General features: G+C 74.1%; 17 protein-coding genes. 7 read left to right on the top strand and 10 right to left on the bottom strand.

Annotation, left to right across the window (positions count from 1 at the left end; genetic code table 11):
• Nucleotides 1-21 precede the first annotated feature (21 nt).
• Nucleotides 22-792 (bottom strand): hypothetical protein, encoded by a 771-nt coding sequence (locus GKC29_RS19285; protein ID WP_155332150.1) that lies wholly within the window; start codon nt 790-792, stop codon nt 22-24.
• Between the two features lie 385 nt (nt 793-1,177).
• On the opposite strand from GKC29_RS19285, the gene GKC29_RS19280 reads away from it, so the two are divergent.
• Both GKC29_RS19280 and GKC29_RS19275 read left to right on the top strand, forming a co-directional pair.
• Nucleotides 1,178-1,387 (top strand): hypothetical protein, encoded by a 210-nt coding sequence (locus GKC29_RS19280; protein WP_155332149.1) that lies wholly within the window; start codon nt 1,178-1,180, stop codon nt 1,385-1,387.
• Nucleotides 1,384-2,322, top strand: coding sequence for a sensor histidine kinase (locus tag GKC29_RS19275; protein WP_155332148.1), 939 nt, complete (start codon nt 1,384-1,386; stop codon nt 2,320-2,322). Before GKC29_RS19280 ends, GKC29_RS19275 begins: the two co-directional genes overlap by 4 nt.
• An 83-nt stretch (nt 2,323-2,405) precedes the next feature.
• On the opposite strand, the gene GKC29_RS19270 is transcribed toward GKC29_RS19275, so the two are convergent.
• Together GKC29_RS19270 and GKC29_RS19265 are read right to left on the bottom strand one after the other, a co-directional pair.
• On the bottom strand, nt 2,406-3,035 hold the full coding sequence (locus GKC29_RS19270) for an MBL fold metallo-hydrolase (protein WP_155332147.1): 630 nt from the start codon (nt 3,033-3,035) through the stop codon (nt 2,406-2,408).
• A complete protein-coding gene (locus GKC29_RS19265) occupies nt 3,035-4,120 on the bottom strand; it encodes an S-(hydroxymethyl)mycothiol dehydrogenase (protein WP_155332146.1) in 1,086 nt (361 codons plus the stop codon). The genes GKC29_RS19270 and GKC29_RS19265 overlap by 1 nt, the downstream gene beginning before the upstream one ends.
• 183 nt (nt 4,121-4,303) lie before the next feature.
• On the opposite strand from GKC29_RS19265, the gene GKC29_RS19260 reads away from it, so the two are divergent.
• Nucleotides 4,304-4,723 (top strand): hypothetical protein, encoded by a 420-nt coding sequence (locus GKC29_RS19260; protein WP_155332145.1) that lies wholly within the window; start codon nt 4,304-4,306, stop codon nt 4,721-4,723.
• A 34-nt stretch (nt 4,724-4,757) separates the two neighbouring features.
• Here GKC29_RS19260 and GKC29_RS19255 read toward each other — a convergent pair whose 3' ends face one another.
• A complete protein-coding gene (locus GKC29_RS19255) occupies nt 4,758-6,119 on the bottom strand; it encodes a nitrate/nitrite transporter (RefSeq protein ID WP_155332144.1) in 1,362 nt (453 codons plus the stop codon).
• Nucleotides 6,120-6,219: 100 nt separating this feature from the next.
• Complete coding sequence (locus GKC29_RS19250) at nt 6,220-7,329, bottom strand: CapA family protein (protein WP_155332143.1); 1,110 nt, start codon at nt 7,327-7,329, stop codon at nt 6,220-6,222.
• Nucleotides 7,330-7,370: 41 nt separating this feature from the next.
• Here GKC29_RS19250 and GKC29_RS19245 point away from each other — a divergent pair, with 41 nt between their 5' ends.
• A complete protein-coding gene (locus GKC29_RS19245; RefSeq protein ID WP_155332142.1) occupies nt 7,371-7,598 on the top strand; it encodes a hypothetical protein in 228 nt (75 codons plus the stop codon).
• Between the two features lie 175 nt (nt 7,599-7,773).
• Nucleotides 7,774-8,937: a low temperature requirement protein A gene (locus GKC29_RS19240; RefSeq protein ID WP_230688714.1), complete on the top strand. Its 1,164-nt coding sequence runs from the start codon at nt 7,774-7,776 to the stop codon at nt 8,935-8,937.
• On the opposite strand, the gene GKC29_RS19235 is transcribed toward GKC29_RS19240, so the two are convergent.
• From GKC29_RS19235 to GKC29_RS19225, 3 genes are read right to left on the bottom strand one after another with little or no spacing between them, the layout of a single operon-like run.
• Nucleotides 8,932-9,837, bottom strand: a complete 906-nt coding sequence (locus GKC29_RS19235; RefSeq protein WP_155332141.1) for an alpha/beta fold hydrolase — start codon at nt 9,835-9,837, stop codon at nt 8,932-8,934. The genes GKC29_RS19240 and GKC29_RS19235 overlap by 6 nt on opposite strands.
• Nucleotides 9,834-10,763 carry an SDR family oxidoreductase gene (locus GKC29_RS19230; protein ID WP_155332140.1) on the bottom strand — a complete coding sequence of 310 codons (930 nt, stop codon included), beginning with the start codon at nt 10,761-10,763 and terminating at the stop codon, nt 9,834-9,836. Before GKC29_RS19230 ends, GKC29_RS19235 begins: the two co-directional genes overlap by 4 nt.
• On the bottom strand, nt 10,756-12,243 hold the full coding sequence (locus GKC29_RS19225) for an NAD(P)/FAD-dependent oxidoreductase (RefSeq protein ID WP_155332139.1): 1,488 nt from the start codon (nt 12,241-12,243) through the stop codon (nt 10,756-10,758). The genes GKC29_RS19230 and GKC29_RS19225 overlap by 8 nt, the downstream gene beginning before the upstream one ends.
• Nucleotides 12,244-12,357: 114 nt before the next feature.
• Between GKC29_RS19225 and GKC29_RS19220 the strand changes: the two genes are divergently transcribed.
• Nucleotides 12,358-13,050 (top strand): TetR/AcrR family transcriptional regulator, encoded by a 693-nt coding sequence (locus GKC29_RS19220; RefSeq protein ID WP_155332138.1) that lies wholly within the window; start codon nt 12,358-12,360, stop codon nt 13,048-13,050.
• 24 nt (nt 13,051-13,074) lie between these two features.
• Here the strand turns inward: GKC29_RS19220 and GKC29_RS19215 are convergent, their stop codons facing one another.
• A complete protein-coding gene (locus tag GKC29_RS19215) occupies nt 13,075-13,554 on the bottom strand; it encodes a hypothetical protein (RefSeq protein WP_155332137.1) in 480 nt (159 codons plus the stop codon).
• Nucleotides 13,555-13,598: 44 nt separating this feature from the next.
• On the opposite strand from GKC29_RS19215, the gene GKC29_RS19210 reads away from it, so the two are divergent.
• The gene (locus GKC29_RS19210) at nt 13,599-14,642 is read left to right on the top strand and encodes a YafY family protein (RefSeq protein ID WP_155332136.1); all 1,044 of its coding nucleotides are present in this window, start codon (nt 13,599-13,601) and stop codon (nt 14,640-14,642) included.
• Nucleotides 14,643-14,669: 27 nt separating this feature from the next.
• Here GKC29_RS19210 and GKC29_RS19205 read toward each other — a convergent pair whose 3' ends face one another.
• Nucleotides 14,670-15,020, bottom strand: coding sequence for a nitroreductase/quinone reductase family protein (locus GKC29_RS19205; RefSeq protein WP_155334238.1), 351 nt, complete (start codon nt 15,018-15,020; stop codon nt 14,670-14,672).
• Between the last annotated feature and the right edge of the window lie 129 nt (nt 15,021-15,149).

The following is a 15,149-nucleotide window of genomic DNA, read 5'->3' as shown; positions in this document are numbered from 1 at the left end:
GGCCGGTTCGTCATGCGGTCGTCACCAGTTCTGGGCGACGATGTCGGCCGCCTGCTCCTCCCACTGCGCGTAGTGGAAGGGGTACGCCGAGACCTGCACCGTCTGCGCGGCGGTGGTCAGCGGCAGGTCCTGCCAGCCGTCGACGTTCTTCAGCGCCTCGAAGAACGCCGTGGAGGCGTACTCCGGGTCGGTGATCTGCTCGGGCGAGCCCCAACCCGACGACGGACGCTGCTGGAACAGGCCCTGCGAATCGTGGTCGTTGTACATGCCCAGGTGGCCCAGGTTGTACAGCTTCGACTCCTGCAGCGCGGTGGCGATGCCGATGACCGCGCCACGCTCGCCGACGCCGGTCTTCTTGGCGACCTTGATGATCTCCTTGGCGTTCTCCCGCTGGGCGCCGTCGAGCGGTACGCGCGACTGGGCGCCCTGCACGCCGTGCGGAATCAGCTCCTCGCGGGTCGGCTTGCCCGCCCGCGGCTTGTCGGTGGTGCCGCCGGTCGTCAGGCCCGACTCGACGGGCACGTCGGACGTGCCCGGCCCGGAGTCGCCCGGCTTGGCGCTCTTGCCGGTGGCCAGTTCGATGGCGGCCACGGCACCCGCGTGCGGGCCGCTGGTGATGGGTGCGGCCACTGCCGACGGGGCGACGGCCAGGGCGCCGATGGCGGCGACGCCGGCCACGCTGAGCGCGACCTTGCGGTTCGGTTCCTTCGTGATGGCCGGAAGCCATCCGGCGATCTTCTGGTGCGAGTCCTTCGCGATGGCCGGGAGCCATCCAGTGAAGTCGTACTTCACGATGTGCCCTTTCGGTCAGGCGAAGCGCTCCGGAATGAGCACTCCATGGGGGAACTGCCACGCCGGAGGGGTTTGAGTTCCGGCAGTACGGGGGACACAACCCGGTTGGGCAGGTGGTCATTCCGGGGAACCAGCTTCGGCGACGGGTCTGCGGTCCAGGTCACGCCGAGTTTCCGACATCCGGTCGGCGACGGCGCAGAGGACGACGGACCGGCCGGGCGCAGGCCTCACCGGCCATCACGCCGAGGGTGGGTCGGAACCGGACACCGAGCGCGCCCGTGCCGAATCGGGGCGGGAGTGTACCCGGAACCGGTGCTCCCGGACGGCCTCCGAGCACCGCCGAACGCCGGGGCTAGAGTGGGGACTCGACCGGGAGGCGAGGACGGTGACCACTGGGGCCGTGGTCGGCCAGGTCGACCTGGGTGACCACATCTGCTGGACGCACGACGACGAGACCAGCGGTCTCGACGCCGTGGCCTGGTTCGTCCCCACCGGTCTCCCGCGGGACCAGAACGTCCGCTGTCTCCTCGGTGCGCCCGGCCCGGGGAGGGTCCTGGCCGCCGTACGCGAGCGGGGCGCGGGGATGGCGTCGTGACGGGGACGTTGCCGGCTCAGGACGAGTTCGTCCACGAGGGGTTGTTCTACCGCGACACCGACGCGCTGGTCGCCGGCCTGGTGCCGTTCGTCGCCGGCGGTCTGGCCGCCGGGGAACCGGTCCTGGTGGCGATGCCCCGCGCCCACCTGGACCTCGTCCACGACGCCGTCGCGGAGCCGGACGCGGTGTGCTGGGCGGACATGGCCGACGCCGGGCGCAACCCGGGGCGGATCATCCCGTGGGTGTTGCAGGCGTTCGTCGACCGGCACCCCGGCCGGCGGGTACGCATCGTCGGCGAGCCGATCTGGGTCGGGCGCAGCGCCGCCGAGTACCCGGCGTGCGCCCAGCACGAGGCCATGATCAACCGGGCCTTCACCGGCCGAGCCGCCACGATCCTGTGCCCGTACGACGCGGCGGGCCTCGACGACACCGCCCTGGCCGACGCGTACGCCACCCATCCGGTGCTCGTCGACGCCGCCGGCCGCCGGTCGAGTCCCGCGTACGCCCCGTCGGACGTGGTGGCCCGCTACAACGCGCCGCTGCCGGCGCCGGCCGAGCCGGTCGACGTCCGCGCGTACCACGTGGACACGCTGCCCGAGCTGCGCCGCTTCGTGGCTTCCCGGGCGGCGGTGGCCGGCCTCGCCGCGGACCGGGTGGCGGACCTGCAGATCGCCGTCACGGAGCTGGCTGCCAACAGCGTCGCCCACGGGGGCGGCAGCGGTGTGCTCCGCGTGTGGACGAGCCCCGAGCACCTGGTGTGCGAGATCCACGACGGCGGCTGGCTGAGCGATCCCCTCGCGGGCCGGCTGACCCCGGCGAGCGACGGCATCGGCGGCCGGGGTCTGGTGATCGTCCACGCCCTCTGTGACCTGGTACGCGTGCACACCACGCCGGCCGGCACCTCGGTACGCCTGCACATGCGGCGCCCGCTCTGACGCCGGCGCCGGAACGCCCCGGCACACCCGCGACCGCCGCGCCGGAACGCCCGGCCACGGCCCGCGACCGACGCGTGTGCCGTTCAGTGCCCGCGGGCCACCCACTCCTCCAGGTGCGGTGCCTCGGCCCCGACGGTGGTGCTCGCGCCGTGCCCGGTGTGCACGATCGTCTCCGGTGGCAGCGTGAACAGCAGGTTCCGGACCGAGCGGATGATCGTGCCGAAGTCGCTGTACGAACGCCCGGTGGCGCCCGGCCCGCCGGCGAACAGGGTGTCGCCGGTGAACACCACGCCGAGCGCCGGCACGTGGAAGCTGCACGCGCCGGGGCTGTGCCCGGGGGTGTGCAGCACGAGCACACTGGTGCCCGCCACCTCGACGGTCGCACCGTCGCGCAGCTCCCCACCCGGCGGCTCGTCCGGGTGCACGAGATCCCACAGGACCCGGTCGGCGGGATGCAGGAGCACGGGCGCGCCGGTCGCCCGGGCCAGCGCAGGCGCCACGCGGACGTGGTCGTCGTGCGCGTGGGTGGCGAGGATGGCCCGCACCCGGCGATCGCCGACGACGGCGAGGATCGCGTCGACGTCGTGCGGCGCGTCCACGACGACGCACTCGGTGTCGTCGCCGAGCACCCACACGTTGTTGTCGACGTCGAACGTCTGCCCGTCGAGGGAGAAGGTGCCGGCGGTGACGGTGTGGTCGACCCGGGCGGCCATCAGAAGGCCACCACCGAGCGGAGCACGTCACCCCGGTGCATGCGGGCGAACGCCTCCTCCACCTGGTCCAGTGCGATCTCCTCGGTGACGAACGCGTCCAGGTCGAGCCGGCCCTGCAGGTAGAGCTGGGTGAGCGTCGGGAAGTCGCGGCTCGGCAGGCAGTCGCCGTACCAGCTGGACTTGAGCGCGCCGCCGCGTCCGAACACGTCCAGCAGCGGCACCTCGACCGTCATCTCCGGGGTGGGCACGCCGACCAGCACGACCGTGCCGGCGAGGTCACGGGCGTAGAACGCCTGCTTCCACGTCTCCGGCCGGCCGACCGCCTCGATGACCACGTCGGCGCCGACACCGCCGGTCGCGGCGCGGATCGCCTCCACCACGTCCTGCTTCGTGGCGTCGACGGTGTGGGTGGCGCCGAAGCGGCGGGCCCAGTCGAGCTTCCGGGCGTCGGTGTCCACCGCGATGATGGTGGTGGCGCCGGCCAGGGTGGCCCCGGCGATGGCCGCGTCGCCGACGCCGCCACAGCCGATCACGGCCACGGAGTCGCCGCGGGTGACGCCGCCGGTGTTCATCGCCGCACCGAGGCCGGCCATGACGCCGCAGCCGAGCAGGCCCACCGCCGCCGGCCGGGCCGCCGGGTCGACCTTGGTGCACTGTCCCGCGTGGACGAGGGTCTTCTCGGCGAAGGCGCCGATCCCGAGGGCCGGGGCGAGTTCGGTGCCGTCGGTGAGCGTCATCCTGCGGGTCGCGTTGTGGGTGGCGAAGCAGTACCACGGGCGACCCCGGCGACAGGCCCGGCACACCCCGCAGACGGCCCGCCAGTTGAGCACCACGAAGTCGCCGGGCGCGACGGAGTCGACCCCGGCACCGACCTGCTCGACGATGCCGGCCGCCTCGTGCCCGAGCAGGAAGGGGTAGTCGTCGTTGATCCCGCCCTCGCGGTAGTGCAGGTCGGTGTGGCAGACCCCGCAGGACAGGACGCGGACCACCGCCTCGCCCGGCCCGGGATCCGGCACCACGATCGTCGTCACCTCGACCGGCGCGCCCTTGCTGCGGGAGATGACTCCCCGGACCTGCTGGCTCACGATCTCCTCCTGCTCCGCGGCGTCGCCCGCCGCCGGTCGACAGACGCGGTGCCCCGGCACCGCCGATCACGCTTCCGGGTGAAAATACCGCCGGAGTTCCCGATCGTCGTGGCGGCGCGGGGGTTAGCGCCACCGGTGCGGGGTAGGCGGGCGCACGGTTCGATCGTCCGACGGGAGTGGGCCATGAAGGTCAGCCATGTGCCGCTGCGGGTCAGCATCGGCGCGTTCATCCTCAACTCGGGGTTGAGCAAGCGGGGACTGGAGGGCGAAGCCGCTCAGGGCATGCACGGGATGGCCGTGGGAGCCGTCCCGCAGCTCCGGCAGCTCGACCCGGACCGGTTCGCCCGGCTGCTCTCCCGGGCCGAGACCGCGCTGGGGGTCGCACTGCTCACGCCGTTCGTCCCGTCGGTGCTGGCCGGTCTGGGTCTGGCCGCGTTCGGCGCCGGCCTGGTGCAGCTCTATCTCAAGACGCCCGGGATGCGCGAGGCCGGCAGCCTGAAGCCCACCCAGCAGGGCATCGGTCTGGCCAAGGACTCCTGGCTGCTCGGGGCCGGCCTGACCCTGGTCCTCGACGACCTCATCCTCCGCCGCCGGTTCAGCTGAGCACCGGACCGGACGCATCCCTGCCGGCCGCCGGTCAGGAGGTCGCCGGCGCGACGGCCGGCGCCGGGGCGGCCTGCTCGGCGGCGTGGCGACGCCGGGCGGCGTTGCGCCAGCGCAGCACCTGCACCGCTCCGAGCGCCCAGAGCGCGTACTGCACGCCGAAAGCCCAGCGGAACGCGGTCAGGTCGGGTGTGCCGCGCCCGCCGGGAGTGGCCAGGTCGAGGACCACGCCGACCGCGAGGACGAGGCCGATCGAGGCGACGAAGCCGCCGACGTTGACGATGCCGGCGGCGCTGCCGATCCGGTTGACCGGATTGAAGGTGCGGGCGTAGTCGAAGCCGATCATCGAGCCCGGGCCGTTGACGGCCAGGACCAGTACCAGGGTCACCAGCAGCCAGTCCGGCGCGCGGCCCGGCCAGGCGAGCACGACCGTCCAGACCGCCGCGGTGGCGCCGGTGATGGCGAAGACCAGCACCGAGCGACGGTACGGGTGCCGGGCGCACAGGTGCGCGATCACCGGCCCGGACAGCAGCGTCGCGACCGTCATGAGGGTGAGCAGCGAGGCGGCCGCGGTGGGGCTGAGGCCCTGTCCCTGCACCAGGAACGGATACCCCCAGAGCAGGGCGAACACCGCGCCGGAGAACTGGGTGACGAAGTGCGTCCAGAGCCCGAGTCGGGTGCCGGGCTGGGCCCAGGCCGCGCCGAGCTCCCGGCGCACGGCGGCGAGGGTGGGGGTCGGGCCGGTCGCGGTCTCCCGGTGCGGTGTGTCCCGGACGGCGGCGACCACCATCACCAGCACGGTCGCGCCGACCGCGGCGGCGACGAGGAAGGCGGTGGTCCAGCCCGCGCGGTGCAGCAACGCCACCAGGGGTACGGCGCCGAGGATCGCCCCGAGCTGCCCGAGCGTGCCGGTCAGCTGGGTCACCAGCGGGTTGCGGCGTCCGGGGAACCAGAACGCCACGATCCGCAGCACGCTGATGAAGGTCGTCGCGTCGCCCAACCCGACCAGCATCCGGGCCAGCACCGCGAGGCGGACGTCGGTGGCGAGGGCGAAGCAGAGCTGACCGGCGAGCATCAGCGCACCACCGGCGATCAGCAGCCGGCGGGAGCCGAACCGGTCGAGGAGCACCCCGACCGGCACCTGCATCGCCGCGTACACCGCGAGCTGGGCGACGGAGAACGTGGCCAGCGCCGCGGCGTTGATGTGGAACCGTTCCACGGCGTCGACGCCGGTGACCCCGAGCGAGCTGCGGTGGAACACCGCCGCCACGTACGCGGTCAGGGCCACCCCCCAGACCAGCGCGGCGGAGCGACGGGGCACGACCGGGCCGGCGGCGACCGGCAGGATCACCGCAGTGTCCGCGCGATCTCCCTCGGGCGCCGAGGGATGCGTCATGCCTCCATGATGCGGCCGGGTCGTCCGTCGAGGTACGCCGCCCACCGGGACGGTGGCTCAGGCCACGCCGGTGCGCGGAGCGGCCCGTCCGACGGCGACGTCAGGACGGCGCCGTTCCCCGCACGAGCAGTCCGTCCGGGTCGACGGTTACGGGGCCGGCGAAGGGTGCGCCGAACCCGCCGAGCAGGTCGGCGAACCAGCGGGCGTCGTCCGGGCCGGCGCGCTCCAACCGCAGCCGCCGCATCCGCACCGGGACGGCCCGCAGTCGGCGCAGCCGGCCGGTCGCCCAATCGAGCGTGGGCAGCCACAGCAGGCGCAACTGCGGCCGGTACGCCTCGTACCCGCCGATGCCCTCGTAGTCGTCGACGAGGTCGCCGCAGCCGTAGAGGACGAGGCGGTCCCGGTACACCTCGACGGGGCGCGGGTGGTGGGAGGAGTGCCCGTGCACCACGTCCACGCCCGCGTCGACGAGGCGGCGGGCGAAGGCCACATGTTCGGGCGGCACGTCGTACCCCCAGTTGGTGCCCCAGTGCACGGAGACCACGACCCGGTCCCTGGGCCGCGCCTCGGCGGCGATCCGGGCGGCCAGGGCTTCCGCCGACGCGGCCGACACCTCGGGCAGGTACGCGACGCCCGCCCGGTCGTCGCTCGCCGCCCAGTGCGGCGGCACGCCGCTCGACGGCGCGGCCACGGACCAGACCAGCAGGCGGCCGTCGGTGCGGCGCACCACGGCGGGCCGCCAGGCGGCGGTGGCGTCCGACCCGGCGCCGGCGGTCGCCACCCCGGCTCCGGCGAGCGCGTCCAGGGTGTCGGCGAGACCCACCGGCCCGAAGTCGAGGCAGTGGTTGTTGCCCAGCACGCAGACGTCGAGCCGCGCGGCGGTCAGTGCGGCGACGTTCGCCGGGTGCATCCGGTAGTGGACGCCCTTCGTCGGGTCGTGCGTCCCCCGCCCGGTCACGGCGGTCTCCAGGTTGACGATCCGCACGTCCGGGGCCGCCGCGTCGAGCAGGCCGAGCGCGTCCCCCCAGAGCCGGTGCGGTGGCGCCGGCCTCGGGACGGGTCCGTTGGCGGCCTCGGCGAGGGCCACGTACTCGCGGGCGTCGCGCACCGCCGCCTCCCGCAGATCCGGCGGGGCCGGCCGGGCCAGGACCGCGTCGACGCCGCGGCCGGTCATCACGTCGCCGCCGAGCAGCAGCGTCAGGTCGCCCATCCGGTCCGTGTTCCCCGCCCGGCCGCGCCCTCACCTGCCGCATGGACACGTCGCCCGCGCGGTGGCAGGGCCGCCGATTCGCCCGTCACCTGCCGCTGCCGGCGGGCCGGAACCGGGCCGGGCGGCACCGGATCGAGGCGCGCAACCGGGTGCTGACCGCCGCCCTGCGACGCCCCACCGGCATGGTGCTGCGCGCGGCGGCCGGCGCCTCGCGGGACCCGGCCGGCGAGCGGGCAGCGGTCGCCGCGGCGGCGCCGGCGGCGAACTGACCCGGCGCGTCGGCGGGCCGCCGTAAGGTGGGGACGGAGCGTCGGCAGCGCCGGGCCCGCCGCGGCCTCGTCCGGCGCGCCCCGCACGCCGGACCGCCCGACGCTGTCGGCGGCGGGGCCGCCCGGCGCTGTCGAACCGTAGGGCCGGGGCCCGCAGTACCGCGAGGAGACCGGGGTGACCACGACGGGCACGCTGCGGCCGTGGTACCGGCCGATGCGGGCCCGCCGGCGCGAGGAGGAGCACCGCGGGACGACCCCGCTGGAGCTCTTCTTCGACCTCTGTTTCGTGGTCGCGGTGGCCCAGGCCGCGGACAACCTGCACCACGACGTGTCGGCGGACCACGTCGGCCACGCGGTGGGCAGCTACCTGATGGTGTTCTTCGCCATCTGGTGGGCGTGGATGAACTTCACCTGGTTCGCCTCCGCGTACGACACCGACGACGACGTCTACCGGATCACCACCCTGGTGCAGATCAGCGGTGCGCTGATGCTGGCCGCCGGGGTGCCCCGGGCGTTCACCGAGGGCGACTTCAGCACCATCACGTACGGGTACGTGGTGATGCGCCTCGCGGCCGTCTCGCAGTGGATGCGGGCGGCGGCCGGTGACCCCGGCCATCGGGCGGCCGACCTCCGGTACGGGATCGGCGTCAGCCTGGTGCAGGCGGGCTGGCTGCTGCGGCTGCTGCTCCCCGACGACCTGCGGGTGGCCTCCTTCGTCGTGCTGACCGCGGCCGACCTGCTCGTGCCGGCGATCGCCGAGCGGCCCGGCATGACGCCGTGGCACCCCCGCCACATAGCCGAGCGGTACGGGCTGTTCACCCTGATCGTGCTGGGCGAGGTGGTGCTGGCGACCTCGCTGGCCGTGCAGACCGGGGTGGACGCCGGTGACACGGGGCTGTGGCGTCTCGCGGCGGCCGGCGCGGTGATCGTCTTCGCGCTGTGGTGGCTCTACTTCGACCGCGAGATCCAGGTGCCCACCCGGTTGTCCCGCAGCTTGACCTGGGGCTACGGCCACTACCTGATCTTCGCGGGCATCGCCGCCGTCGGCGCCGGGCTCGGGGTGGCCGTGGACCACGAGCGCCACCTCGGGAACGTCGGCGGGACGATGGTGGGGTACGCGGTGGGCGTGCCGGTGGCCGTTTTCCTGGTCACCGTCTGGATGCTGCACATCTGGGGGCAGCAGCGTGCCGCGGTGGTGATGGCGTTCCCGGTGACCGCGGCGCTGGTGCTGCTCGTCCCGCTGGCTCCGGGATCGGTCTACCTGGTGGCGGCGCTGCTCGTCGGGCTGGTCGCGGTCACCGTGCTGGTCCGGCAACGGGAGATCCGGGCAGCGTCATGACCGGGCGGCGTCGCTGTCGCCCGGGGCCTCGGCCGGGAAGCCCTCCGCCCAGAAGTCGACCAGCAGGCGGTGGAACTCCTCCGCGCGTTCGATCTGCGGCATGTGCCCGCAGTCGTTGAACAGGTGGGTGCGGGCGCGGGGCAGGCGCGTCCGGGCCGCCTCCAGGTGCGTCGCCGGCAGGATCAGGTCCCGGTCGCCCCACACGATCAGCGTCGGCAGGTCGAGCTTCTCCACCCGGGTGAGCAGCTCCTCCCGCCACTGTGGGCTCACTCCGCGGAGGGTGCCGAGGTGGTGCGCGGTCTCCAGCATCACCCGCGCGGCGTGCGGCTGGCGGGCGACCTCCAGGGCGTACGCGATGCGCTCGGCGGTGGCGAACGCCGCATCGTGGAAGAGGGCGCGTTCGGCGCGGCGGGCCGACCACCGGCTGGGTCGCAGCAGCAGCCGGCCGAACGGGCGCAGCGCGAGCAGCCGCAGCAGGATCGTCACCTCCTTGCCGAAGCCGGCCGGCGTGATGAGCCCGAGGCTGGCCACCCGGGCCGGTTCGGTGGCCGCGAACTGCATGGCCACCGCCCCGCCGAGGGAGTTGCCGACCAGGTGCACCGGCCGGTCGACGCCGACCACGTCCAGGTAGCGGCCGACGAAGCCGGCCAGCTCGGGCAGCGTGTAGGGCGCGGTCATCGGCAGCGAGCCGCCGTACCCGGGCAGGTCGACGCTGTGCACCCGGAACCGCTGCGCGAGCCGTTCGTGCAGGTCGTCGAAGTCGCGCATGGTCCGCCCGATGCCGTGCAGCAGGAGCACCGGCGGGCCGTCACCGTCGACGCGGTGGCAGACCCGCCGTCCGGCGACGGTGACGTGGCGGGGGCGGGGGCGGGCCGGGGAGGCGGGTTCCGTGGTGCTCACGCGCGGTCTCCCGCCGGGTCGGTCGCCGGCGCCGCCTCCGGTTGCCGGGCGGCCGGGACCGGTGGGGACGACGTGGTGAGGCGGCGGGCCGGGTCGCCGGCGGCGCGGTTCAGCCCGACCCGCAGGAGCTTCCCGTGTGCGGCCGGCGCGATCCGGGCCAGCAGGTCGGGCAGCTTCGCCGACCAGCCGATGAGGACGCGGCCGCGGCGCCGCTCGACGCCGCGCAGGATCACCTCGGCGGCCTTCGCGGGCGGAATGCTGAGCAGCTTGTCGAACTGCCGCCGGCCCTCCTCGTACTCCTCGACAGAGACGCCGCTGCCGACGCGGGCGTTCTCGGTGATCCGGGTGGCGATCCCGCCCGGGTGCACGGAGGTGACGCCGATGCCGTCGTCGGCCAGTTCGTGACGCAGCACCTCGGTGAAGCCGCGCACGGCGAACTTGCTGGCCGAGTACGCGGCCTGGCCGGGCGGCCCGATCAGCCCGAAGAGGCTGGAGACGTTGACCAGGTGGGAACCGGGCTCCGCCTTCAGGGCCGGCAGCAGCGCGTGGGTGAGCTGCACGACCGCCCGGAAGTTGATGTCGACGACCCACTGGAACTCGTCCAGGGTCACCTGGTCGAAGCGGCCGCCCAGGGCGACGCCGGCGTTGTTGACCAGCAGCCGGATCCGGGGGTGCCGGGTCCGGACGTCCTCGGCCACCCGGGTGGTCGCGGCGGCGTCGGCGAGGTCCACGACGTGCGTGTCGACCTGCCGGTCCGGGTGGGCGGCGCGGATCGCGGCCACCACGGCGTCGAGGCGCCGCGCGTCGCGGTCGAGCAGGACCAGGTCGCTGCCGCGGCGGGCCAGCCCGTGGGCGAGCGCCTCGCCGATCCCGCTGGCGGCGCCGGTGACCACGGCGGTCGCGGCGGTGAAGTCGAACCTACGCACGGACGGTGCTCCTCTCCGGCGTGCCGGCCCTGGAGAACCGGACGCCCTGGTCGGTGAGCCGGCCGTACCGCATCAGCAGCACGTCCCGGGGGTAGTTCTGGTACAGCCGCCACGGCGCCCGGGCCCCCTGCCTGGGCAGCGCGTCGACGCTGCGCAGCACGTACCCGGCGGTCAGGTCGATGATCGGGTGCAGGTCGCCGTCGGGCGGCGGCAGCGGCGTGACGACCTGCTGGCCGGTGCGGTCCAGGTGCGCGAGCAGCCGGCACACGTACGTGGCGACGAGGTCGGCCTTCAACGTCCAGGAGGCGTTGGTGTAGCCGATGGTCATCGCGAAGTTGGGGACGCCGGAGAGCATCATGCCCTTGTAGGCCACGGTGGCGGCGAGGTCGACGTCCTCGCCGTCCACGGTGAGCACGGTGTCGCCGAGGGCGAGCAGGTTGAGCCCGGTGGCGGTGACGATGACGTCGGCCGCGAGCTGCTCCCCCGACGCGAGCCGGACGCCGGTCTCGGTGACGGTCTCGATGGTGTCGGTGACGATGGACGCCCGGCCCCGCCGGATCGCGGCGAACAGGTCGCCGTCGGGCACCACGCACAGGCGCTGGTCCCACGGGTCGTAGCGGGGCGAGAAGTGCCGGTCGACGTCGTACCCCACCGGCAGCCGGCCCCGCGCGGCCCGGCGCAGCAGGCGCTTCACCAGCGTGGGCGCACGGCGGCTGAGTTGGAAGTTCGCGGTGGCGAGCAGGACGTTCTTCCACCGGACCAGCGGGTAGACGGCCCGCTCGGGCAGGACGCGGCGCAGCGCGCCGGCGACCACGTCGCGCGAGGGCAGCGCCATGACGTACGTGGGTGAGCGCTGGAGCATGGTGACGTGGGCGGCCTGCTCGGCCAGCGCGGGCACGAGCGTCACCGCCGTGGCGCCGCTGCCGATCACGACGATCCGCTTGCTGGCGTGGTCGAGGTCGTCGGGCCAGTGCTGCGGGTGCACGATCCGCCCGGTGAACCGGTCCGCGCCGGGAAGGTCGGGGGTGTAGCCCTCGTCGTAGCGGTAGTAGCCGGCGCAGGTGTGGAGGAACGAGCAGGTCAGTCGGACGTCCTCGCCGGTGTCGGTGCGGTGCGCGTGGACGGTCCAGCGGGCGGTGGTGCTGTCCCACTCGGCGCGGACCACCCGGTGGTGGAACCGGATGTGCTCGGTGACGCCGTACTCGCGGGCGGTCTCCCGGACGTACTCGCGGATGGCGGGCCCGTCGGCGATCGCCTTCGGGTTGGTCCACGGCCTGAACGAGTAGCCGAGGGTGAACATGTCCGAGTCCGACCGGATGCCCGGGTAGCGGAACAGGTCCCAGGTGCCGCCGATCGCGCCTCGGGCCTCCAGCACCGCGTACGTCTTCTCCGGACAGTTGCGCCGCAGGTGGCACGCGGCGCCGACGCCGGAGAGGCCGGCACCGACGATGAGCACGTCGACGTGGTCGGTGGTGGCCATGTCGTCTCCCGTGACGAGGCGGTGGTGCCGGACACTATCCACCGGCGTCGACACGCGTCAACACCCCGTTGAGAACAATCGACACCCTGTCGAGCGGGTGTAACATCCACGGTCATGACGCCCATCGCGACCTCGTCCCCCCGGGGTCGCCGCACGGCGCGGTCCGCCGGGGACGACCGGGAGTCGGCCATCCTCGCCACCGCCGAGCGGCTGCTCGGTGAGCGGCCGTTCGCCGACATCTCGATCGACGACCTGGCCCGGGGCGCCGGGATCTCCCGGCCCACCTTCTACTTCTACTTCCCGTCGAAGGACGCCGTCCTGCTGACCCTGCTCGACCGGGTCATCGAGGAGGCCAACGCGGCCGCCGGCCACGTGCTGGACCGGCTCGCCGAGAACCCGCGCGCCCGGTGGCGGGAGCTGATCGACCGGTTCCACGAGACGTTCGGCGGCCACCGGGCGGTGGTGCTGGCCTGCGCCCAGGTGCGCGGCACCAACGGGGAGGTGCGCCGGCTCTGGGCGACGGTCATGGAGGGATGGGTCCAGGCCATCGAGGCGGCGATCGACGCGGAACGGAAGCGCGGCGCGGCCCCGGACGGGCTGCCCGCCCGGGACCTCGCCATCGCGTTGAACTCGATGAACGAGCGCGTCTGGTACGCGACGTTCGCCGGCGACGGCCCTGCCGTCGCCGAGCCGGACGTGGTCGCCGTCCTTCTCGACGTCTGGCTCGCGGCGATCTACCGCAACGCCACGCCCCCGCCCGCCGGAGGCCCGACGCCCAGCGGCGGACTCAGTCCGACGCCCGGGTGAGGTCCAGGAAGTCGAAGTCGCCCATCACCACCCCACCGTCCCCTCGGCCCGCGTGTCGGCGACGTACGCCTCGACGTCCGGCCGGTCGGGCGCGAGCACGTGCCGGATCCAGGCGGCCCGCTCGTGCTCCAGCATCCCCAGCTCCCACACACAGCCCACCACCGGACGGCGCATCTCCACGAAGTGCGTCGGGTCGTCGTCCGGGCAGCCGATCGCCGGTTGGCCCGCCTCGGCGACGTGCGCCTCCACCACGTTGTCGAAGAACCAGGTGTACGCGAGCAGGTAGGCCCCGGTGTCCGCACCCCGGTGCAGCACCACCCAGCTCACCGGTGGGGTCCCGTCGGCGCCGGCGGGCGGCAGCAGGCGGGGCAGGAAGGCGTACGCCGCCCGCTCCACCTCCGGTTCGAGCGGGCGTTCCGGCTGATCGATGTGGTAGCGCTTGACCCGCCGCCCGGCGACCGTGATCGGTGCCGGCACGCGGAGTTCCTTGTCGCGAAATGCCATGCCGGGACGGTACGAGGGGTCCACTGACACGTACTGTCAGTGGAGTGCGGGCCAGTCGACTCCTCTCCCTGCTGTTGCTGCTCCAGACGCACGGCCGGATGACCGCCGCGCAGCTCGCGAAGCGGCTGGAGGTCTCCGTCCGCACGGTCTACCGCGACGTCGAGTCCCTGCACTCGGCCGGCATCCCGCTGTACGGGGAGGCCGGGCACGCCGGGGGCTACCAGCTCGTCGACGGGTGGCGCACCCGGCTGACCGGGCTGACCGCCGAGGAGGCGGAGCGGCTCTTCCTGGCCGGCCTGCCCGGGCCGGCGGCCGAGCTGGGCTACGGAGCGGTGGTCGCCACCGTGCAACGGAAACTGCACGCCGCCCTGCCGTCCGCGCTGGCCGACCGCGCGGCGCGCCTTCAGCAGCGCTTCCACCTGGACACGCCCGGTTGGTACGCCGACGGCGACGGCTCGCCGCACCTGGCGGAGGTGGCGGAGGCGGTGTGGCGGCAGCGCCGGGTGGCGGTGCGCTACCGCAGCTGGAACGGGGAGGCCGAGCGGACGCTGGAGCCGTACGGCCTGGTCCTCAAGGGCGGCCGGTGGTACGTGGTGGCCGCCCGCCCGGGGCGGGACGGTGCGGCCACCTACCGGGTCAGCCAGATCCTCGCGCTGACCCCGCTGGACGAGGAGTTCGACCGGCCCGCCGGGTTCGACCTGCCGGCCTGGTGGCGGGCGCACGTGGTGCGCTTCCGGGCCGGGCTGCACCGCGACGAGGCCACGATCCGGCTCTCGCCCCGCGGCCGGGAACGGCTACGGGAGATCGCCAGCGACGTGGTGGTCGCCGCCGCCGAGGGGTCCGCCGGCCCGCCGGACGACGCGGGCTGGGTGACCGCGACGGTGCCGATCGAGTCGCTCACCCACGCGCACGGTGATCTGCTGCGCCTCGGCGCCGACGTGGAGGTGCTGTCCCCGCCCGAGCTGCGGGCCCGCCTGGCGGCCACCGCCGCCGAGCTGGCCGCGCTCTACGCCACGAGCATCGGGGCGGCCGTCGTCACCGGGTCGGAGATCCGGGCGGCCGTCACCGGGTCCTCCGTGGCCGGCTGACGCCGGGCGACGCCACTCCGGGCCGGGTCAACCGAGCGGCACCTGGACAGCGACGTCGTGCTTCGGATAGTTCTGATCCACCTGGTCCGGGCCGTACTTCGCGCGGAACATCGCCACGATGTGCTCGACCCGGTCCGGGTCGGTGATCGGCGTGGCCGGACCGTTCACCGCGGTGCCGTTGGCGGACACCTCGATCATCGGGGTCTTCCGGACGTTCTTGTACCAGTCGCTGTCCGACCCGGTGATCGGCACCAGGAACATGCTCTGCTCCTCCTGCACGAACCACACCGGGTGGGAGATCTGCCGGCCGGTCTTCCGGCCGGTCACGGTGATCTCGACCTCCTGCTCGCCGGCGAAAGCGTCCCTGGCCGCCTCCATGCTCACGCTGGCTCTCCCGTCCTCGGACCTGCTCCTGCTGCCAGGCTATGGACCCGGAGTCCCGGTTGCCGGCGAATCCGTGCCGCTGGCATCGCGGATTCCCCGGCCCGGAAGACCCCGGTGCCCCCC

The sequence above is a fragment of the Micromonospora sp. WMMC415 genome (genome assembly GCF_009707425.1).
Classification (GTDB): Bacteria; Actinomycetota; Actinomycetes; order Mycobacteriales; family Micromonosporaceae; genus Micromonospora.
The sequence above is the reverse complement of the archived record's forward strand: the minus strand, read 5'-3'. Positions and strand labels throughout refer to the sequence as shown.

What these genes read in the sequence shown, in the direction of transcription:
- GKC29_RS19270 (WP_155332147.1), bottom strand. Translation starts at nt 3,035, where the DNA reads ATGGCCGCCCGGGTCGACCACACCGTCACCGCCGGCACCTTCTCCCTC.
- GKC29_RS19260 (WP_155332145.1), top strand. Translation starts at nt 4,304, where the DNA reads ATGAAGGTCAGCCATGTGCCGCTGCGGGTCAGCATCGGCGCGTTCATC.
- GKC29_RS19255 (WP_155332144.1), bottom strand. Translation starts at nt 6,119, where the DNA reads ATGACGCATCCCTCGGCGCCCGAGGGAGATCGCGCGGACACTGCGGTG.
- GKC29_RS19250 (WP_155332143.1), bottom strand. Translation starts at nt 7,329, where the DNA reads ATGGGCGACCTGACGCTGCTGCTCGGCGGCGACGTGATGACCGGCCGC.
- GKC29_RS19245 (WP_155332142.1), top strand. Translation starts at nt 7,371, where the DNA reads ATGGACACGTCGCCCGCGCGGTGGCAGGGCCGCCGATTCGCCCGTCAC.
- GKC29_RS19225 (WP_155332139.1), bottom strand. Translation starts at nt 12,243, where the DNA reads ATGGCCACCACCGACCACGTCGACGTGCTCATCGTCGGTGCCGGCCTC.
- GKC29_RS19220 (WP_155332138.1), top strand. Translation starts at nt 12,358, where the DNA reads ATGACGCCCATCGCGACCTCGTCCCCCCGGGGTCGCCGCACGGCGCGG.
- GKC29_RS19215 (WP_155332137.1), bottom strand. Translation starts at nt 13,554, where the DNA reads ATGGCATTTCGCGACAAGGAACTCCGCGTGCCGGCACCGATCACGGTC.
- GKC29_RS19205 (WP_155334238.1), bottom strand. Translation starts at nt 15,020, where the DNA reads ATGGAGGCGGCCAGGGACGCTTTCGCCGGCGAGCAGGAGGTCGAGATC.